Here is a 20384-nt window from a genome sequence, read left to right as displayed (position 1 = left end):
GTCCGACTCCTTTTTTTCATGTCTCTGCAATATTTCTCACAACTCCCGAAAACAGAATCGATCCGTCCTGCCCCGTGACAAGAAACAGGAATGGACGATCCAGTACAAAGTCGATTTCGTCGTCCGGTATTTCTGCTGCGGCTTCTGAAACGCCAAGTTCTGTATACGCTGCTCCGGTTACTCCGTTTTCGTCGATTTCAAGCATGGCGGCGTGGTCTGCTTTGCTCAGGTATAAATTCTCTTTGTCCCCTGTTAATGGACTGAAATCTGCCAGATCTGCATCCAGCGCATCCGTTACACCTAGTGCGCGCACCGTTTCGATCAGGTCTGTTTTTTCCGATACTTTAAATTTAGGAACAGACAGGTTCACCATAGGGGAATACCAGTTATCACTGCTTTCATCCCGCCGTATAACCTTCATCAGATCCGGATCCGATACCAGTTCATTGACATCGGTATTTTCATCCGGAAGCAGGAAATACATGGAGCCGCTGTCCTGAAGGCTAAGGCTGACTGCACGGAAATGTTCGCCCTGGTAGACATCCATCCATTCCGTTTTCTTCATCATGTCCACAGTGGTATCTCCCGCAGCTCCGTGGAAGGTTTCCTTCTCTGTATTTACTTCCCAGAAATTCTCCCGCCACATCGCCTTATAATAGATGGTTGATACCAGTTCAAATACCGTTTCCGGGGCGATCGCCATATTTTCGGTGTATTCTTTTAAAAGCCCTCCGGTATTATCATCCGTCCAGGTCCGCAGAGCCTGATTCATCTCTTCCGATCCAGGAGTCCCACGGAAGGTCGATGCATAATACTGTTCCGCCAGCCGCTGCAGCGTTGTGTCATTGTATGTTTCCTCACCATCCAGCCACAGCGAATTTGCCAGCACACTTTTCAGCGCGGGCGTGTCTGCATAATTGCTTTCCCAGAGTGAAGAAACATTTTCCCGTAAGGTGTCCATGTCCTGCGCACCAAGCATATCCAGAATCTGCTGCCGCGTATTTCCATCCGAAGTTTCCGCCAGCATCGCAAACGCGATATACAGATTGATCGGCGAGCAGACGGTATTTTCATCCTCTGAAACCAGCATTTGTTTCATCAGGTTCTGATAATATGCATCTATTCCCGACTGCAGTTCTGCTGATTTTGCTGTCAACTCCCGGTACGAATCCCACCAGTCCCAGTGTGCATCGCTTTCCATGAATTTCTGCGCATCCATCGTCCGAGCCACAGATGCCGGATAAGCCGCCAGAACCGTCGTCACCCCTGACGGACAACGGACTACAGAACCCTCCCGACCGTTTCTCCATGTCGTAACCCCCAGCACAGCTCCGCCGATGATCACCGCGCAGGCTGCGGCGGCCGTCCATTTTTTCCATACGCCTCTCCGCGGGTGGCGATCACTCCGTGCTTTTTCCACCATACCAGGATCCAGATTTCCCAGCGTTTCAAATAATTCTTCTTTCTTCATACTTCGAACCCCCTTTCCGTCAAGTGTGTATGCAGTTTCCCGCGGATCCGGTTCAGCGTAACTGAAACATAGTTTTCGCTTCTGCCCAGACGCCCCGCGATTTCGCCGATACTGTCCACATACCAGTACCGCAGGACAAACATGCATCGTTTCTCCTCCGGCAGCTTCTGCAGAAACTGATTGATCTCCGCGATCAGTTCTTTCATCTCCCACTGCCGCTCAATATCATCTTTCCCCGAAACACATTCTTCCAGCTCGTCCAATACTGCATCCATCTGACTTCCTCCGCGTTTTTTGCGATGCATTTTTCGATACAGATCAAACGAAAGATTTCTCGTTATTTTTCCAAGAAATGTGGATAACAGAGACGGCCGGTGCGGCGGCATAGCGTTCCACGCGTGAAGCCAGGTGTCGTTGACACATTCTTCTGCATCCGCCGGATTCTGCAGAATATTCTGTGCAATGGACGTACAGTATGTACCATATTTCATCGCAGACTCGCTGATCGCTGTTTCGTTCCTGTCCCAGTACATTTGGACAATATGAGTATCCTCCATATGGAAATCCCCCCTTTCATCTATCATCACGCCATTTTGCAGAAAATCTTACACTTTTCAAAAGAAATTTCGGTTCAAAAAAGGGCGTGACCAAAGCCACGCCCTTCCATTCTTTTATTTTCTTTATGCCAGAATCGGTTTCAAAGCCTCTGCGAGTTTTTCTTTCTCTGCTTCTGCCTCTGCCAGATCCTTACCAAGTGTTGTGTAGTATACTTTGATTTTCGGCTCTGTTCCGGACGGGCGGACGATGACGGTTTCACCGTTTGCCAGTTTGTAGATCAGAACGTTTGCGGATGGGAGTCCTGTTTCTTCCGGTTTCTCGTAATCGGTTACTTTGACAACAGCGGAACCTGCGATCTCGGTCAGCGGCTCTTTTCGAAGGCCATCCATAATACCGGCCATCTTGTCCATTCCGCTAAGTCCCGGGAACTCGAAGCTGTCTACTTTGTTCAGGTAACGGCCATACTCGGCATAGATCTCTTCCAGTCTCTGTTTCAGGGAGCTTCCGATGCTTCTGTAATAAGCTGCCATCTCGCAGATCAGCATAGAACCAATGACTGCGTCTTTATCTCTTACGTACGGACCAGCCAGGTATCCATAGCTCTCCTCGAATCCGAAGATGAAGCGGTCTACTTCGCCGTCTGCTTCCAGGTTTGCAATCTGATCGCCGATCCATTTGAATCCGGTCAGAACGCTGCGAAGCTCAACACCATAATGCTCAGCAACAGCATCTGCCAGCGGTGTGGATACGATGGATTTTACAGCAACCGGTTTCTCCGGCATGGTGCCTTTCTCGATGCGGCCTGCGCAGATGTAGTCGAGAAGCAGAACGCCGACTTCGTTTCCGGTTACCAGCTCATAGCTTCCATCCGGGCATTTCATGGCGATACCAACGCGGTCTGCATCCGGGTCGGTTGCCAGCATCAGGTCTGCGCCGGTCTCTTTTGCAAGATCCAGGCCTTTTTCCAGTGCTGCAAAGATTTCCGGATTCGGATAGCTGCAGGTGGTGAAGTATCCGTTCGGATACTCCTGCTCCGGAACGATGGTGATATCGGTAATTCCGATGTCTTTTAATACACGGGTAACCGGTACAAGACCAGATCCATTCAGCGGGCTGTAAACGAGTTTCAGTCCAGCGGTCTTGCAAAGACCTGGACGAACCTGACGGGATTCGATGGCTTCGTACAGTGCATTCTTGCAGTCATCGCCGACGAAACGGATCAGTCCCTCTTCTACTCCCTGTGCAAACGGCATATATTTTACGCCGGTCAGGATATCGGTTTTCTGAATCTCTGCGTATACGATTGCAGCAGCATCGTCAGTCATCTGGCATCCGTCCGGGCCGTAGGCTTTGTAGCCGTTATATTTTGCCGGGTTGTGGGATGCAGTTACCATGATACCTGCATTGCAGTTATAGTAACGGGTTGCAAAGGAAAGTGCCGGTACCGGCATCAGTGCATCGTAAATTCTGACTTTGATTCCGTTTGCAGCCAGAACGCCTGCTGCTGTTTTTGCGAAAACATCGCTCTTGATACGGCTGTCATAGCTGATGGCTACGGTCTGGTTTCCGCCCTGTGTTTTTACCCAGTTTGCAAGGCCCTGTGTTGCCTGACGCACTACATAGATATTCATACGGTTTGTTCCTGCGCCAAGTACACCACGAAGTCCTGCGGTTCCGAATTTCAGAGATACAGCAAAACGGTCCTTGATCTCCTCATCGTTTCCTTCAATCCGTGCCAGCTCCGGGTTCAGATCTGCGTCTTCCAGATCAGCTGCCAGCCATCTCTTATACTCTTCCAGATACATGTGTTTATCTCTCCTGTTCTCTTTTATTTTATGTCCTGCTATGTAATGTCCATCCTAATGCAAGCATAAGTACACTATAGTCATAATATACCATAGCCAGCCCAAAACAGCAATTAAATTTGGTCATTTAAGCAGAATTTTACCGTTCTTTTTCTCTTTTTTTCGACTGTATCGGCTGTTTTCAGACAGAACAGGAGCAAAACAGATTTATCAGCCTTTTTATTCCTCTCCCGGTCTGTGATGATAATCAAATCCACATTTTTCCAGAAATGCCCGAGCGATTACCGTCGCACCGATCTGGTTCGGATGGATTCTGTCCCAGGCGATGTAGGAAGAATGGCGGTACTGGAAATAATCATTGAATACGGCCTGCAGGTCGATGAAGCGGCAGCCGTATTTTTCAGCCAGCTCACTGCAGATGGCCCCGTAGGTGTCCATGCGTTTTCTCATCCAGTCCTCTCCATTTGGCTCCATGTAGTATGGGGTCATAAGGAAAATACCTTTTACGTTGTCTTTTACGGAAAGAATCATCTTTTCGACGTTGAAACGGTACTCCTCCGGGGATACCTGCTCGTCCGGGATAGCCGGGCTGTCGAACTGTCTCCAGACATCGTTGATACCGATGCAGATGGAAACCCAGTCCGGTTTCAGAGATACCACATCGCGGTCAAATCTCTGCAGCAGATCGCGGCTTGTGTTTCCGCCAATACCGGAGTTTGTCACACGCAGATACACCTCCGGGTAAAATGCCGCAAGCATATTCTCGACGATTCTGACATAACTCTTTCCAACATTTTCAAATAAACCTTCCCCCACCGGCTGTGCGCTCTCCATATCCGTTACGGAATCTCCTGCAAATACAATCCGGTCCATGTGTTCAAAAATCATTTCTGTACCTCCTCTGGTCCTAATTTTTTAAATCTTCTGAGCCCCATTATAGTCTTGCCGTTTCGACTGTGCAAGGCAATCTTTGCGAATCCCCCCCACTTGGCGGACGCAAAAATTCCCGGCGGCAAAGCGTCGTTTTTTGTGCCTTGCTGTCGGGAATTTCATCTTTCTTTTTCTTACTCAATGCCATCCATATAAGCATTGTAAATTGCCGGGTCAATATTCTCCTCGATCGACTCATACACGCTCTTCGACGCCTTTCGGATCTCCGCTCTTGTCTGGTCATCAAGAGTCAGGATCTTCGTTCCGCTCTCCTCGATCGTCGCAATTTTATCGGCGATACGGGCATCGGACTGCTCTCTTGCGTACTCGGTCGCAATCTTTGCGGCCTCTGTCATGATCTCCTGCTCGTCCTCCGGCAGATCTTTGAAGAAGTCATCGTTGACGATCAGGGAAATCAGATGCGGCAGATGGTTCGTTTCCACTACGTAATCCTGCTGCTCATACAGGTTATTCGAAACGATGACCTCATACGGGTTCTCCTGCGCATCAATCGTGTGCTGCTGCAGGCCGATGTAAACCTCACTGAAGCTCATCGGCGTCGGGTTGGCACCGATGGCTTTCCAGAATGCCAGATGGTAGCTGTTCTCCATGGTACGGATCTTCTGGCCCTTGAAATCCGAAAAGCTGTAAACCGGCTTATTCGTACTCATGACACGAAATCCCTGATCCGCCATACCGAGCAGGTGATAGCCGCCCTCTGTGTAAACATTGCTGATCAACTCGTAAAACTCCGGATTATCAATCTTCTCACGGCATTCATCGAGAGAATCAAACACACACGGCAAATCAAACACGGCAAGATCCCCCATAAAAGAAACCTGCGGTGCCGTATTCTGTACGACAAACGGAATATCGCCGTCAGCACACGTTTCCAGCAGATCGCGGTCGCCGCCAAGCGTTGAGTTTGCGTAAACCTGAATTTTCATCCTTCCATCGCTCAGCTCTGAAATCTCTTCCGCAAACTTCTCAGCGAAGATCTGCGTTACCGTGTCCTCCGGGCTCGCCGTTGCCAGCGGCCAGGAATAGCGCTGTGTCGTCTCTCCATCGGAAGAGCCGCAGCCGGCAAGCGATGCGCCAAGCGCAATGACAGCGGCAAGTGCCGTCACTTTTCGGAAAAGCTTTTTCTTTTTTGTCATCTTTTTCATTGTCCTTCGCTCCTCCCTATAAAATTCCAATCGAAATCGCCGGAATAAACGTAATCAGCAGCAGTGCCACAAGGAAGAAACCGATCATCGGCATAGCCTTCTTTGCGATCTGCATGACCGGAACCTCGGTCAGGGAGCTTGCCACGAACAGGTTGACGCCGATCGGCGGTGTTACGAAGCCGATCGCCAGGTTGACAACCATGATCACACCAAACTGAATCGGATCCATACCGATTGCCTGTACGATCGGCAGCAGGATCGGGGTCAGAATCAGGATTGCCGGTGTGGTATCCATCACCATTCCCACAATCAGCAGGAATACATTGATGATCAGAAGGATCGCAACCGGGCTGTGGAAGTTGTTCAGGATAAACTCGCTGACCGTCTGCGGTACCTGCATCAGCGTCAGCACACGGGAAAATGCCGTCGATGCCGCCAGAATAAACAGGATCTGGGTGAAGGTACGAATCGCCTCAACCAGAATGGACCAGATGTCGCAGATGCGGATACTCCTGTACACAAGAAGGCTGATGATCAATGCATAGAATACGGAGATAACAGCCGCCTCAGTCGGGGAAGCGACACCGCTGTAGATACAGCCAAGGATGATCACCGGACTGAGCAGTGCAAAAAAGCTCTCTTTTAAAACGCGAAGCAGGCCTTTGTCATGCAGCACTTTGACTTCCGCATGGATCTTCTCTTTGTCCTCCCCATACCGTCTGCAGTGATAGATGGCATAAAGCATCAGCAGCAGACCGATCATCAGACCCGGTACAATTCCGGCAAGAAACAGGTCGCTGACGGAAGCGCCGGAAGCCATACCGTACATGATGAACGGAATACTCGGGGGAATGATAACGCCAAGGCCGCCGGCAACTGCCACAATCGCTGTGGAGAATGTCAGATCATAACCAAGGGTAGTCAGAATCGGGATTGTCATGCTTCCGACAGCAGCAACGGTCGCCGGAGCGGAACCGGAAATCGCACCGTAAAAAAGGCAGGTGACGATAACGGCGCACGGCATACCTGCGGTGAATTTTCCGAGAAAATAGGCAAAGACATCAAACAGTTTTTTGGAGATGCCTCCCTTAGCCATGATGATACCGGAGAGGACGAACATCGGAACTGCCAGCAGAGGGAAGGAATCGAGTCCTCCGAACATGGCACGGATCAGATATTTGGCTCCTACCGTAAAAGACGGGTCAAACACCGACGGAAGCACAGATGTGATTCCAAGGGTAATCGATACCGGAACAGCGATGACCAGCAATGCAACAAAAATCAGAAATAATACTACGACTGGCATTAGCGTTCCTCCTCATTCGAATTTTTAATCGTATGGATGCGGTTGTCGATACCCGCGTTCAGGGCATTTTCTGTGGCGTTATCTGCTCCGGCATTTGCCTCGATGAAGGATTCCGGCGTATTTCGCTCCGGATGGGCCGGGTCGAAAACGTTCTCACCGCGTGCCACACGGAACTCGATCATCCACCGCTGCAAAACACGGAATGCAACCAGCACAAAGGAGACTAGCGGTGCTGCCTGGACAAAATACATCGGGATCTTGCAGGCCGGGGAAAGCTGGCCGCTTTTAACTGACGACATCATATAAGAAAAAGCAAACGGAATCATATAGATGAAAAAAATCAGTTCAAACGTATGATTCACAATTTTGAAGATGGCTTTTCCTCTCCGCGGGAAAATCGCAACAAACTGCTCGATCTTGATGGAAAGGCATTTTTTGCTGCAGTAGCTGACGCTTAAAAAACCGCACCAGATAAAAATATATCTGGTCAGCTCTTCCGACCACGACAGCGACATGCCAAGGACGTAGCGGCAGAAAACCTGAATTCCCATGATCAGCGTCATGGCGATCAGACCGATCACAAGAAGAAATTCTTCCAAGTTTTCATCCAGCCAGTGAAATACTCTCTTCATAAAAGGCATACCTCCGTTAAATTTATAACAGAACAATAATACAAAAGGGACATCGGCATCAACAGCAAAGCTAAAAATACCGGTGTCCCCCAAAGAAAAAACGGTTACATGGCTTTGTGAAGCAGATCCAGAACGGTGCTCAGATCATTCACACCCATCTGACCCGGTGCGGATGCTTTCTTCGCCGCGCCGAAGGTCATGGAAGAACCAAACACCTCACCGCAGAGACGGCTGATTACACCGGTGCCTGCCATAGACATGGTGATGATCGGTCTGTCCGCATAATTGGTGGTCATTTCCTCTGTTGCCGCAAGCAGGGTCAGAACATCTTTCTTATTCTGCGGCATAACAGCGATCTTCGGAATGTCTGCGTTCATATCCTGCATCTTGCGCAGTCTGTAGATGATGTCTGCTTTTGCAGGAGTTTTGAAGAAATCATGGTTAGAAGCAACAACCTTTACGCCTGCAGCGTGTGCGCCGTCGATGATTTTCTTTACGATCTCATCTCCGGTGAAGATCTCAACGTCAATCAGATCAACGTATCCGGTCTGTGCTGCCTTGATGTTCAGCTCAGCGTATGCTTCCGGCTCGATAGCTTTCTCGCCGCCCTCTTTGGAGGTACGGAACGTCATCAGAATCGGAATATTGCCGAGTGCTGCACGAAGGTCTTTTAATGCATCTTCTACCTGTGCGAAGTCGAATACGCCTTCAAACCAGTCTACACGCCACTCTACAACGTCAACCGGAATCGAATGGAAGGTTTTTGCTTCTTCGATGATATCGTTTTTGGTAACTCCTACGATCGGAACGATGATCTTCGGTGCACCGGCACCGATTTCAATATCACGAACTTTTACTGTATTCATGTGTTTTTCCTTCTTTCTTCAATATTAACCCTGACTTTTCTTTTGCAGGCTTTTCTTTTTCACGCCCGGATTACTTGGCTCTTCGTACTCCGCAATCCTTAATCTCATTTTAGTTGTCCTGCTGCGCAAGTTCAACCATTTTTTTATAGCGAATGTTTACAAACAGTCCAAGTGCAACGCCAACTGCGGTCAGAACGATGTTCATGGTCATAACGCCGGACGGCTGCATTTTAGATGCTGCGGTCAGGATGGTGTAGTTGCAAAGAGAAGATGCAATCATAACCAATGCGGTTACGGTTCCTTTGATTTTCGGGAACAGCATATTGCAAACGGAAGTTGCGATCTGAAGCAATCCGCCTGCGCCTGCCCATCCGATGATGAAGGCACCGGCGATCATCAGCGGTTTGCTCTGTCCCATCAGGACTGCGATCATGGTTACAAGGCAGATTGCCGGGTAAACAACGATGAAACGAACGTCTTTGATTTTTCTGGTCAGGAATGCTGTTACGATCAGTGCCAGCATGGTTCCTGCAGAATAATAGGTCTGCATGATGGACGGATCAGCCCAGCCTACATTCTCTTTTGCAAAGTTCTGTGCACAGTTCAGCCACAGCTGGAATGTACCGGTGCAGGTGAATCCGATCAGGATCATGGCGATGGATTCGAAGGAGAAATGTGTATGTTTCAGACTGTCGATCAGACCCTCTTTTTTGCCGGATGCTTTCTGGTCAGCGTCTGGCAGCGGGAACAGGAATACCAGTACAAAAAGTACGATATAAGCGATTCCGCATCCGTAGAATAACGGATTGTAGGAGGTAAGGCCTGCTGCTGTAGAAGTAACAGCTACACCAAGAACAAATGGAAGCAGCATCTGAGCGATTGCGATGAAGAATTTGATTCCCATGGTAGCAACGCCAGGAGCTTTGTAAATAATCTCGGATACTGCCGGGTAAATACCGGTATCCAGGAAGGAGTTTGCGATACCGCCGATGATGGCGCATACGTAAGCGATGGTGTAACCGCCGTGTGTTCCTGCATGAAATGCAAGAGCAAGGCCGATCAGGTAAATTGCATAGGAAGCACTTCCGATTGCGGTGGAAATGCGACGTCCGAGCTTGTCGGACAGAGGACCTGCAAATGGCAGTGCGATCAGACGGCCAAGACCGAGTGCTGCGGAAATTGCGGTAATTGCCATTGCTTCCACTCCCCATGCTGCTGCCAGAGCCTCTTTGATGACTGCCTGGCCCAGAATAGAGCATCCAACACCGTGGATAAAGTAGTTCAAGTACAAAATTAATGCACTTGGCAGGTATTTCTTGTTCATGGTTTCTCTCCTTTTTAAATAGATCATGTGTTGAGGTCAAATTGTCTTTTTCCTCTGTTCGGTTCATCCTTTTGTTTTGTCACAAACAACAGATTACCAGTTTCGTGAATGTTAAAAAAATAACATTTGTCTTTATTTTAGCAGTGAAAGCGTGTACGGTCTAATGCTTTTAAAGGAAAAAACCAATGCATTGAATGCATTGATATGGTATACTTGAGTTATCATAATAAGAGGAAGCAAAGATTTTCTTACGGAACCATTTTTTCAGGAGGAAAAACCACATGACACTGAATCAGATTCTCTATTTCCGAAAGGTCGCCCGGCTGGAAAATTATCACCAGGCGGCAGAGGAGCTTTATATTTCCCAGCCATCCCTGAGCCGTTCGATGGCCGCCCTTGAAAGTGAGCTTGGAATCACGCTGTTTGAAAAGAAAGGGCGCGGTGTTGTCCTTACCAATGCCGGCCGCCTTTTTCTGGAGCATGCAGACCGGATCGCAGGTGACTGTGATATTGCGACAGGCAAGATGAAAGAGCTCGCCTCCGGTGGCGGAAAAATCAATATCGGTTATATTTTTCCACTTGCCGGACATTATATTCCGCACAACGTCCGCACCTTTCTGGACAAAGAAGAAAACAAAAACGTTGCCTTTAGCTTCTGGCAGAACCATACCCCGGCCATTGCACAGAAGGTGAAATCCGGCGAACTCGATCTTGGGTTTGGCGGCTTTTTAAAGCGCGACGACATGGAGTTTTTTCCGTTGATCCAGCAGCCGCTTGTCATCGTATCCCCGGAACATCATCCGCTTGCCGATGAACCGGAGGTTCCGCTTGTAATGCTTACCCGTTATCCGGTGATCGGCTACGACCGCGCATCCTGGATGGGGGCCTACACTGGTCATCTCTACCGAAAATATCAGCTTCATCCGAATATTATCATGGAATGCCCGGATGAATATTCGATTGCGGCATTGGTGCGCGAAAATTTCGGTATCGCGCTTATGCCGCGAACCGATATTCTGGAACAGGCAGACGGCATCCGTATCCATACGCTGAAAGGTCTCGAGATTTATCATCAGACCTTTATGTTCTGGATGAAGAACCGCTACCGGCTTCCGGCTGTCGAACGGTTTACCGAATATATGAAACAGCACGCTGACATTATTGAAGAGACCGAAAATGATAGCGAAAACGTATCGAAAGTTTATCTGAAAGATATTGTTAATTTTTAGTCGAAAGAGTTATGATGGATTTGTCACAAACAGAGGATTACCGCTCATGTAATGAATAAGGAGAAATTTTCATGAAGAGTGCTTACCCAAAAATTTTCGAGCCAATTACCATCAAACGAACAACGATTAAAAACCGTATTGCAATGACCCCGATGGGAACCAACTACGGTGAGACAAGCGGTGAAATGAGTAACCGTCATATGAACTACTACTCTCTCCGCGCAAAAGGCGGCGTTGGTCTTATTATTCTGGAGAACGCCAACATCGAGTACCCGGTCGGTTCCAACGGAACCAGCCAGATCCGTATCGACCACGACAGCTTTATGCCGCGCTACTATCAGTTAGTCGAAAACCTTCATAAAAACGGTGCTACCGTAGCGATCCAGATCAACCACGCCGGAGCTTCCGCATCTTCCGCAAGAACCGGTATGGAAACCGTTTCTTCTTCCAACATCCCGACAAAAGCCGGCGGAGAAACCCCTCGTCCGATGACAAAAGAAGAAATCATGACAACCGTAAAAAAATACGGCGAGGCCGCAAAACGTGTGCAGGCCATCGGTTTCGATGCCATCGAGATCCACTGCGGCCATTCCTACCTGATGAGCCAGTTCATCTCCCCGTATTACAATAAGAGAACAGACGAGTTCGGCGGTTCTGTAGAAAACCGTCTGCGTTTCCCGCGTATGGTACTGGAAGAAGTACGGAAAAACGTTGGACCGTGGTTCCCGATCATCGTTCGTATCTCTGCCGAGGAGCGTGTTCCGGGTGGAAATACGCTGGAAGATACGCTCGAGTACCTGGAGTACCTGGATGAGTTCGTAGATATGTACGACGTATCCTGCGGTCTGAACCCATCTCTTCAGTATCAGATCGACTCCAACTTCCTGCCAGATGGATGGCGTTCCTACATGGCAAGAGCCGTAAAAGACAAATTCAAAAAACCGGTCATCAACGCTGGTAACTACCGTGATCCGAAGGTCGTTGAAAAAGTTCTCGAAAGCGGCGATGTAGATATCGTCGGCATGGGACGCGGCCTGATCGCTGAGCCGAACTGGGTAAAGAAGGTGGAAAACGGCGAGGAAGATATCCTTAGAAAATGCATCTCCTGTAACGTCGGATGTGCCGGAAATCGTATCGGTGTCAACCGCCCGATCCGCTGTACCGTAAACCCGGCTGTTCCGGAAGGCGATGTTTACAAAGCACTGAAAGTGAACAAAAACTGTAACGTTGTTGTTGTCGGCGCCGGTACTGCCGGTATGGAAGCAGCCTGCACCGCAGCAGAAGTCGGATGCAACGTTTTCGTACTCGAGAAAAACGACCACATCGGCGGTCTTTCCACTTTCATCTCCGATCTTCCAAGCAAGACCCGTATGAAAGATTTCCCGAAATACCTTGAGGCAAGAGCTGCAAGACTGAAAAACCTGTATGTATTCCTCAACACGGAAGCTACCGTAGATAAAATCAAACAGTTCAAACCAGACATCGTTGTCAATGCTACTGGTTCTGTTCCGCTTGTTCCGCCGATCAAAGGCCTGAAAGAGAACATCGAAGCCGGAAACGTAGATACCATCTTTGGTATGATCAACAACGTAAACGCTGGAAAATATCCGGAAGAAGCCTGTCAGGGCAAGAAAGTCGTTGTAGTCGGCGGCGGTTCCGTAGGACTTGACGTTATCGAGTACTTCGCACCAAGAGGAGCTGAGTGTACCATCATCGATATGCTGCCGCAGATCGGTATGCTTGCAGACCCGATCACCAAATGCTCCATGCGTGAGACCCACGACAAATACGGTGTAAAAGAATATGTCAACACTGCTCTTCAGGAAGTAAAAGAAAACGCATTCACCGTAAAACTTCCAGACGGAACTATTCAAGATCTTAAATTCGATTACGGATTCAACTGCCTTGGAATGCGCTCCAACAACCCGGTTCTGCCGGAGATCCAGGAAGCATTCGCTGATACCAATACTTATGTATACACCATCGGCGATTCCGTACGTGCACGCCGTATCATGGAAGGTACCATGGAAGGCCGCGCGATCCTGAATGTACTGGAGTCCCAGGGATACCTGCATCTGGAGCCGCTTGAGTAAGTATCGACTTTAAGCAGCCCGACAAAAAACTGTATATCATCTGCTGCGCTGCCTCTTTTTCAAACCGAAACAGCGCAGCATGAAAAAAGAAAAGAGGAAAATATCATGCCAAATATTACAGGACATACCGAATTAGTTGGATTAATGGCTTACCCGATCCGTCACACCCAGTCTCCGACAACCCACAACCTTGCATACGACAAAAACGGAGATGACGTCATTCAGCTTGCTTTCGAAGTTGATAACGATTCTTTAAAAGATGCTGTGCAGAGTATCCGCGCGCTGAAAATGCTCGGTTCCAATATTTCCATGCCAAACAAAACTGTTGTCCACAAATATCTGGACGAGGTAGATGAAGCAGCTAAGTTATGCGGCGCTATCAACACCGTAGTCAACCTCCGCGACGAAAACGGTCAGGTAACCGGCAAACTGAAAGGCTACAACACCGATGGTATGGGATACTGGCAGGCACTGACCGAAGAAGGCATCGATTTCAAGGGAATGAAGATGGTCCTGATCGGAACCGGCGGTGCTGCTACTGCAATTGCAGTGCGCGGTGCTCTGGATGGAGTTGCAGAAATTGAAATCTTCAACATCAAAGACAAATTCTACAGCCGTGGAGAGGAAATTGTTGATCTGATCAATAAGAACACCAACTGCAAGGCTACCATGAACGATCTGGCAGACAAAGACCTCCTGAAAGAAAAAATGCACGCAGCTGACCTGTTCTGCGATGCTACCGGCGTAGGAATGCATCCACTCGAAGACCTTTCCAACATTCCTGATCCTTCCTTCTTTAAAAAAGATCTCATCGTAACGGATACCGTTTACGCTCCGCGCGAAACCGTTATGATGAAACAGGCAAAAGAAGCAGGATGTGAGAAAGTATTCAACGGCATGGGCATGATGCTGTTCCAGGCACTCATCGCAATCAAGCTGTACACCGGAAAAGATACTCCGGTTGACTACATGAAAGAGAAACTTGGAATCTGATTTCCGGGCGAATCTTTTCCATCTTAAACCTTAATCAAAAACCAACACGAAAAGAGGAAATGAACTTTGCGTCATTTCCTCTTTTTTTCTTGCTTTCTTTCGGCATCTGGAGTATAATTCACTTCATATAGTAGCAGTTTAAAGTGCTACAGCACGATTTATCATCATGCGGAAATACGAGGAGAGAGAGGATTTCAAATTATGTCAAAACACATCACAGGACACACCGGATTATTATGTTTACTCGGAAGCCCGGTTGCACACAGTGTTTCTCCGGAAATGCACAACGAAGCATGCGACCAGCTCGGCCTTGATTATAGCTACCTTGCCTTTGATGTACCGGAAGACAAAATGCCGCAGGCAGTCGAAGGACTCCGCACCATGGGTGCAAGAGGCTGGAACATCACCATGCCTGGCAAAAATATCATGTGCAAATTGGCAGACAAGGTTTCTCCTGCTTCGGAGATCTCCGGCGCATGTAATACCATCGTCAACGACAACGGCGTTCTCACCGCTTACACCACCGACGGCGTCGGCTTCATGAGAGCAGTTGCAGAAAACGGCGTAGACATCATCGGCAAAAAGATGACTCTGCTCGGTGCCGGCGGCGCTGCTACTGCAATCCTGGTACAGGCAGCCCTCGACGGCGTGGCTGAGATCAATGTATTCAACGTCAGAGACAATTTCTTCGGAAGAGCCGAGGAAATCGTTGCAAAACTCAATGAGCGTACTTCCTGCAAGGTTACCCTGCACGACTTCTCCGATCCGGAAGTCCTTCGCGCATCCATCGCAGACAGCGCCATTCTTGTCAATGGAACTTCCGTCGGAATGGCTCCAAAAACCGAGAACACCATCATCACCGACACAACGATGTTCCACAAAGACCTCTTCGTTTTCGATGTGATCTACAATCCGCAGGAAACCCGCCTGCTGCGTGAGGCAAAAGAGGCTGGATGCAAGACCGGAAACGGTATGTACATGCTGTTATACCAGGGAGCTGCTTCCTTCAAACTGTGGACTGGCGAGGATATGCCGGTTGAGATCATCAAAGAGAAATACTTCTCCGGAAAATAAGAAGAACTCCTGCTTTGCCGAATTTTCCGCCTGCGGCGGGTCGCTTCGGCGACACGCGCAAAAAGCGACACGAACAAGAAACGGCAAAAGGCTTCTGCCACGGATTTTTATCCGCTGGCAGAAGCCTTTTTTATAATCTTTTTTATGATCTTTTTTGATCAGCCCGCTTTCTGTACTTCATCAAGCTGTGCTGTATACAGTTTATAATAATGGCCTTTCTTTGCCATCAGCTCATCATGTGTTCCGCTCTCCATAATACCGCCGTTATCGATATACATAATCTTATCGCAGTTGCGGATCGTAGACAGACGATGCGCAATGATAAATGAGGTTCTGCCCTTCAGCATGGCATTGAGTCCCGTCTGCAGTGCTTTTTCGGTCTGTACGTCAATGCTTGAGGTCGCCTCATCGAGAATCAGAATGGCCGGATCGGAAAGCAGGGTACGCGCAAACGAAATGAGCTGCTTTTGTCCCTGGCTCAGCATGGAACCACGCTCCCTTACCTCCGTCTGATAGCGATCCGGCATTTTGCTGATAAACTCGTCCGCACAGACAGTTCTGCTCGCCTTCACAATCTCCTCATGCGTTGCGTCAAGCTTTCCGTAACGGATATTATCCTCAATATCTCCCGAGAAAATAAAGCTGTCCTGCATCATAATACCCATCTGCTCACGCAGGGAATGAATGGTCACCTGCGAGATATCCTGTCCATCGATCAGGACGCGACCGCCATTGACATTGTAAAACCGTGAAATCAGATTGACAATCGTACTCTTTCCGGCTCCGGTCGGTCCGACAAGCGCCACACTCTCACCCGGTTTTACCGTAAACGAAACATCGTTTAAGATCTGTTTTGACGCATCGTACGAGAAATTTACGTGATCGAAGGTCACCTCACCGCGGATTTTTGGCATTTCAACGGCATCTTTTGCATCCTTTACCGTCACCGGCTCATCCATCGTCTCAAAGATACGTTCCAGATACGCAATGTTGTTGATAAAGTTATTGAAGATGTTTCCAAGGTTCATGATCGGCTGCCAGAAATACGATGCATAGCTCGAAATCGCTACAATCGTACCAACCGACTTATTTCCCTGCCCGAAAAGGATCAGACCGGACAGAAAAATGGCAGCACGCACGCAGACGGAAATTGAATCGATACCCGGCCATACCAGGTTGGAATAGCGAACTGCTGTATTCCATGTTCTGCGGCAATCCTTGGAAAGATCTTTGAAAATCTCCGCATTCTCATCCTCTCGTGCAAAGATCTGCGTAATGCGGGCTCCGACAATATTCTCCTGCAGATAGGCATTCAGGTTTGAGTTCTTGTTCGAAACTGCCTGCCATGCACGTCTCTGTTTATTCTTGATCCAGACCATGAAAACGCACAGCACCGGCACGCCGCAGAGCACGACAAATGCCATCTGCACATCAACCAGAAACATGAAAATCACGATAAACAGAAGGTTGAAGCTCTCCAGAACGATGTTGATCAGACCATTTGACAGCATATCCGACACCGAGTTGACGTAATTGACAACCCGAATCAGGATCTTGCCGTGCGGGCGGTCATCGTAATACTGGAACGGCAGCTCCTGCAGATGTGCAAACAAATCTTTTCGGATATCATAGATGATACTCTGACTGACATCCACCATAATGCGGCTTCGGATTGTTGTGAAGATCACGCTCACCAGATAGATGCCGACCAGCATTCCCACAAGAGAAAATAAAAGCCTCTCGTTTTTCTCCGGAATTGCAAGGTCCAGCGCCCGCTGGATAATCATCGGCGCCACATAGCCGGACGCACCGCCGATGCCACTCAAAAGGATCGCAAAAACCATCCGTTTTGCATATTTTTTGATATAGGATGAAGCTCTGAGCAGATGCTTGATGTCAAACGGCTCTTCGAGCACTTCATCCTGCTTGTATGTATTTTTTGCCATTGCTTCCCCTCCTACAGTTCATCCACACCGGTCTGCAGCTTCACCAGTTCATAATAGTAACCCTTCTTCTCCATCAGTTCCTCATGTGTTCCCATTTCTTCAATATAGCCATTTTGCAGAACAATAATCTTGTCCGCTGTTTTCGTTGTCGAAATTCGCTGTGCAATCACAATCTTGGTACATGGAAAATCAAGCTCCCGTAAGGACTGCTGAATCTGTTTCTCTGTTTCCATATCAACCGCCGATGTTGTATCGTCAAGAATCAGAACCGATGGACGGATCGCCAGTGCTCTTGCCAGAGAAATTCTCTGCTTCTGGCCTCCGGAAAGACCAACACCGCGCTCTCCGACCAGGGTATCGTAGCCCTCCGGCATCTTTGAAATGAAATCTGCCGCAGCGGAATACCTTGCAAACTTGACAACCTCGTTCATCTTGATCGAATCATCGCCGTAGGCAATGTTTCCCTCGATCGTGTCAGAATACAGCAGAACATCCTGCGTGGCAAGTCCGATCTGTTTTCGGAGATCATACAGCTTCAGCTGTTCTACAGGAATTCCGTCAATCCGGATCTGTCCTTCTGTCGGCTCATAAAACCGCGGGATCAGATTGATCAGCGATGTCTTGCCGCAGCCGGTCTCGCCCATGATCGCAACCGTCTCGTTCGGATGGGCCGTGAAGGAAATATTGTGCAGAACCGGCAAATCACCATCCTCGTATTGGAAGGAAACGTTATCAAACTCGATTTTGCCTTCAAACCGCTCCGGATGGGAAACGGCATTTTCTTCGTCCCTGATTTTCGGTTCGGAGTAATACAGCTCCATGACCTTTTTCGACGCTGCTGAGAACCGCTGAAATTCGTTCATGATATTTCCCATCTGACGCATCGGATTGGCGATTGCCCAGATGAGGCCTGAAAATGCCACATAGTCTCCCATAGTAAGCTGTCCTCTGATCATAAAAACACCGCCGACTGCGAGCAGGACAACCGGCATCAGGTTCGCAATACTCTCGACAATCGGGAAAAATTTCAGCCATACCATTCCGGTTGCCTTATTCGTCTCCGCATAGTCGGTATTGGCACGGTCGAATTTCTCGATTTCGTAATCTTCTCTTGCAAACGCTTTGACAACGCGGTTTCCGGAAATATTCTCCTGTGCGCATGTATTCATCTGTGCCAGTTTTTCACGCAGCGCCGCATGCATCGGGGCAACGCGGTTCCGGAACAGATAGATAATCCAGAATACAAACGGTGAAATCACAAGAACGCACAGTGCCAGCTTCCAGTTCGTATACAGGAAGAAAACGGCCGCTGCAGCAAACAGAGAAAATGACTCAACCACCATTCGTACAACCCATGCAACCATGTGACGCACCGCATCCAGGTCTCCTGTCTGCCGTGTCATCAGATCTCCTGTCCGATAGGTACTGTAAAACGTCATATCCTGACGCTGAAGCTTGTCGTACAGATAATTCCGCACCCGGTACAGAACACTCTGCGACACCGTCTCATAGATCATACAGCTGCCATAAACAACGATAACACGCAGGAACGTAAAGCCGACCATCGCAAACAGCAAGCGGTAAAGCAGGTCACGGTGTACCTGAAGATTTGTCGCCGCGTTCTCCCCCGTTAAAAACAGATCCACAATTTTTCCCGAAAAATAGGGAATCGTAAGCTGCAGAATATTGTACAAAACGGTTCCGAGAATACCGACAAAGTACAGCGCCCGTTTTCCCTCCATGTTTTCCCACAGCCACGCAATTTTGTTTTTCGGGAATTGTTTCGTGTTGCTTTTCATGTTTTCATATCCCCCCTTATCTTAGGAAATTGAGTTACCAAATTCAGCATTAATTTTCTTTCAAATGCTTTCGCCATTGTATCAATTTTCATTTGGATATGATATAATGCGACTGTACAAAAATAGAATGTTTCTATTTTTCCGAAACTGATATTCCCAGAAAAATACTGAATATTTTTTACCTGAAGGGGGACTTTTCCGTTGAAGAATCTTTTTGAATACAGTGACATCCTGCACTCGCCGATTGAAGCCTTTTCCTGCTGCTCCGACAGTTTTTCCATGCCGGTCAAATCCCACTGGCACTATTTTACGGAGGTTCTTTATCTGCAGGAAGGTTCTCTTCTCGTGAGCTGCAACGATTCCGTCTACCACATAAAACCGGGCTCTTTCATCCTGTTTCCTCCACAGACGGTCCACGCACTTGCCGCAGACCAGGATCGGCCATTCCGCTATTTCTGTATCAAATTCAACCTGAACCGCATCCAGCTCACCGGAAGCTACCTTCCGAACCTGAGCTTTGCTTTCCATAAAATCGCCACGATGACCTATCCTTCGCTTTTGTTTACGCAGGAAGATCTCTCAGAGCTGAATCTCCATGATTTTTTTGTAACCCTTGAGAGGGAGGCTCTTGAAAAGAAATACGGTTATGATGCCTATATCTATTCTCTCTTTTCCACACTGTTTCTCCGGCTTCTGCGTATCTGGCACTGCCAGGGAATCTGTTTCAATCCCGAATCGATTTCCGAGAGTGAGGAACAGAGTATGCAGGATATCCTCGTCTATCTCGACCGCCATTCCCAGGAAAACATCAATATCGAGGCACTGGCACATAAATACAACATGAGCTACTCCTATTTTGCCAAACTTTTTCTGAAGCATTACGGGCAGAGCTGTAAGCAGTATATCGAGTTTATCCGCCTGAACAAGGTTGAAAACCTGCTTCTTTTTACCGACTATGACCTGAACTATATTGCAGCCGAGACCGGCTTTGCGGACTGCAGTCATCTGATCCGCACCTTTAAAAAGCGGTACCAGATCACCCCGCGGCAATTCCGTCAAAAGCACCAGACCACGGTTTCCTCGTCTCTCCCGGCGAAGCTGGGATAATCTGAAAATGAAAAAACCCTGCAAAAGCACAATGTCATTAACTTAAAAGCAGAAGATATTTATTCCGAAATGGATTAGATATCTT

Annotated in this window: 16 protein-coding genes; 5 read left to right on the top strand and 11 right to left on the bottom strand. The window is 48.3% G+C overall.

Annotation, left to right across the window (positions count from 1 at the left end; genetic code table 11):
• Positions 1 to 16: 16 nt before the first annotated feature.
• The 9 genes from DWX32_RS15935 to DWX32_RS15895 form a co-directional block, all read right to left on the bottom strand.
• On the bottom strand, positions 17 to 1471 hold the full coding sequence (locus tag DWX32_RS15935; RefSeq protein ID WP_118660545.1) for a serpin family protein: 1455 nt from the start codon (positions 1469 to 1471) through the stop codon (positions 17 to 19).
• Positions 1468 to 2028 carry an RNA polymerase sigma factor gene (locus DWX32_RS15930; protein WP_118595764.1) on the bottom strand — a complete coding sequence of 187 codons (561 nt, stop codon included), beginning with the start codon at positions 2026 to 2028 and terminating at the stop codon, positions 1468 to 1470. Before DWX32_RS15930 ends, DWX32_RS15935 begins: the two co-directional genes overlap by 4 nt.
• A gap of 123 nt (positions 2029 to 2151) precedes the next feature.
• Positions 2152 to 3834 (bottom strand): phospho-sugar mutase, encoded by a 1683-nt coding sequence (locus tag DWX32_RS15925; protein ID WP_055218946.1) that lies wholly within the window; start codon positions 3832 to 3834, stop codon positions 2152 to 2154.
• A gap of 219 nt (positions 3835 to 4053) precedes the next feature.
• A complete protein-coding gene (locus DWX32_RS15920) occupies positions 4054 to 4722 on the bottom strand; it encodes an SGNH/GDSL hydrolase family protein (protein WP_117761871.1) in 669 nt (222 codons plus the stop codon).
• A 176-nt stretch (positions 4723 to 4898) separates the two neighbouring features.
• Positions 4899 to 5930, bottom strand: coding sequence for a TRAP transporter substrate-binding protein (locus DWX32_RS15915; RefSeq protein ID WP_243037610.1), 1032 nt, complete (start codon positions 5928 to 5930; stop codon positions 4899 to 4901).
• A gap of 16 nt (positions 5931 to 5946) precedes the next feature.
• A complete protein-coding gene (locus DWX32_RS15910; protein WP_118660543.1) occupies positions 5947 to 7236 on the bottom strand; it encodes a TRAP transporter large permease in 1290 nt (429 codons plus the stop codon).
• Entirely contained in the window at positions 7236 to 7868 is a 633-nt protein-coding gene (locus tag DWX32_RS15905; protein WP_118660541.1) for a TRAP transporter small permease, read from the bottom strand. Before DWX32_RS15905 ends, DWX32_RS15910 begins: the two co-directional genes overlap by 1 nt.
• A 104-nt stretch (positions 7869 to 7972) precedes the next feature.
• Complete coding sequence (aroD, locus tag DWX32_RS15900) at positions 7973 to 8734, bottom strand: type I 3-dehydroquinate dehydratase (RefSeq protein ID WP_055226275.1); 762 nt, start codon at positions 8732 to 8734, stop codon at positions 7973 to 7975.
• A 109-nt stretch (positions 8735 to 8843) separates the two neighbouring features.
• Positions 8844 to 10058, bottom strand: coding sequence for an MFS transporter (locus DWX32_RS15895; RefSeq protein ID WP_117510065.1), 1215 nt, complete (start codon positions 10056 to 10058; stop codon positions 8844 to 8846).
• A 281-nt stretch (positions 10059 to 10339) separates the two neighbouring features.
• Between DWX32_RS15895 and DWX32_RS15890 the strand changes: the two genes are divergently transcribed.
• The 4 genes from DWX32_RS15890 (at position 10340) to aroE (ending at position 15447) form a co-directional block, all read left to right on the top strand.
• A complete protein-coding gene (locus tag DWX32_RS15890; RefSeq protein ID WP_118660539.1) occupies positions 10340 to 11287 on the top strand; it encodes a LysR family transcriptional regulator in 948 nt (315 codons plus the stop codon).
• Between the two features lie 71 nt (positions 11288 to 11358).
• Positions 11359 to 13380, top strand: a complete 2022-nt coding sequence (locus DWX32_RS15885; RefSeq protein WP_118660537.1) for an oxidoreductase — start codon at positions 11359 to 11361, stop codon at positions 13378 to 13380.
• Between the two features lie 102 nt (positions 13381 to 13482).
• The gene (locus DWX32_RS15880) at positions 13483 to 14373 is read left to right on the top strand and encodes a quinate/shikimate dehydrogenase (protein ID WP_334291836.1); all 891 of its coding nucleotides are present in this window, start codon (positions 13483 to 13485) and stop codon (positions 14371 to 14373) included.
• 201 nt (positions 14374 to 14574) lie between these two features.
• Positions 14575 to 15447, top strand: coding sequence for a shikimate dehydrogenase (aroE, locus tag DWX32_RS15875; protein ID WP_055218962.1), 873 nt, complete (start codon positions 14575 to 14577; stop codon positions 15445 to 15447).
• 158 nt (positions 15448 to 15605) lie between these two features.
• On the opposite strand, the gene DWX32_RS15870 is transcribed toward aroE, so the two are convergent.
• A complete protein-coding gene (locus tag DWX32_RS15870; protein WP_055267792.1) occupies positions 15606 to 17393 on the bottom strand; it encodes an ABC transporter ATP-binding protein in 1788 nt (595 codons plus the stop codon).
• An 11-nt stretch (positions 17394 to 17404) separates the two neighbouring features.
• Positions 17405 to 19192 (bottom strand): ABC transporter ATP-binding protein, encoded by a 1788-nt coding sequence (locus tag DWX32_RS15865; RefSeq protein WP_055267790.1) that lies wholly within the window; start codon positions 19190 to 19192, stop codon positions 17405 to 17407.
• A 201-nt stretch (positions 19193 to 19393) separates the two neighbouring features.
• Between DWX32_RS15865 and DWX32_RS15860 the strand changes: the two genes are divergently transcribed.
• The gene (locus DWX32_RS15860) at positions 19394 to 20299 is read left to right on the top strand and encodes an AraC family transcriptional regulator (protein WP_055267788.1); all 906 of its coding nucleotides are present in this window, start codon (positions 19394 to 19396) and stop codon (positions 20297 to 20299) included.
• Positions 20300 to 20384: the final 85 nt, after the last annotated feature.

This window comes from Blautia sp. AF19-13LB, from assembly GCF_003479105.1.
Lineage (GTDB): Bacteria > Bacillota > Clostridia > Lachnospirales > Lachnospiraceae > Fusicatenibacter > Fusicatenibacter saccharivorans.
Note: the sequence above shows the minus strand (reverse complement) of the source record. Positions and strands in the feature narration are given on the sequence as shown.

Bases quoted from the DNA above. Each gene is read 5' to 3' on its own strand.
- DWX32_RS15935 (WP_118660545.1), bottom strand. From the start codon at position 1,471: ATGAAGAAAGAAGAATTATTTGAAACGCTGGGAAATCTGGATCCTGGT.
- DWX32_RS15930 (WP_118595764.1), bottom strand. From the start codon at position 2,028: ATGGAGGATACTCATATTGTCCAAATGTACTGGGACAGGAACGAAACA.
- DWX32_RS15925 (WP_055218946.1), bottom strand. From the start codon at position 3,834: ATGTATCTGGAAGAGTATAAGAGATGGCTGGCAGCTGATCTGGAAGAC.
- DWX32_RS15920 (WP_117761871.1), bottom strand. From the start codon at position 4,722: ATGATTTTTGAACACATGGACCGGATTGTATTTGCAGGAGATTCCGTA.
- DWX32_RS15915 (WP_243037610.1), bottom strand. From the start codon at position 5,930: ATGAAAAAGATGACAAAAAAGAAAAAGCTTTTCCGAAAAGTGACGGCA.
- DWX32_RS15910 (WP_118660543.1), bottom strand. From the start codon at position 7,236: ATGCCAGTCGTAGTATTATTTCTGATTTTTGTTGCATTGCTGGTCATC.
- DWX32_RS15905 (WP_118660541.1), bottom strand. From the start codon at position 7,868: ATGAAGAGAGTATTTCACTGGCTGGATGAAAACTTGGAAGAATTTCTT.
- aroD (WP_055226275.1), bottom strand. From the start codon at position 8,734: ATGAATACAGTAAAAGTTCGTGATATTGAAATCGGTGCCGGTGCACCG.
- DWX32_RS15895 (WP_117510065.1), bottom strand. From the start codon at position 10,058: ATGAACAAGAAATACCTGCCAAGTGCATTAATTTTGTACTTGAACTAC.
- DWX32_RS15890 (WP_118660539.1), top strand. From the start codon at position 10,340: ATGACACTGAATCAGATTCTCTATTTCCGAAAGGTCGCCCGGCTGGAA.
- DWX32_RS15885 (WP_118660537.1), top strand. From the start codon at position 11,359: ATGAAGAGTGCTTACCCAAAAATTTTCGAGCCAATTACCATCAAACGA.
- aroE (WP_055218962.1), top strand. From the start codon at position 14,575: ATGTCAAAACACATCACAGGACACACCGGATTATTATGTTTACTCGGA.
- DWX32_RS15870 (WP_055267792.1), bottom strand. From the start codon at position 17,393: ATGGCAAAAAATACATACAAGCAGGATGAAGTGCTCGAAGAGCCGTTT.
- DWX32_RS15865 (WP_055267790.1), bottom strand. From the start codon at position 19,192: ATGAAAAGCAACACGAAACAATTCCCGAAAAACAAAATTGCGTGGCTG.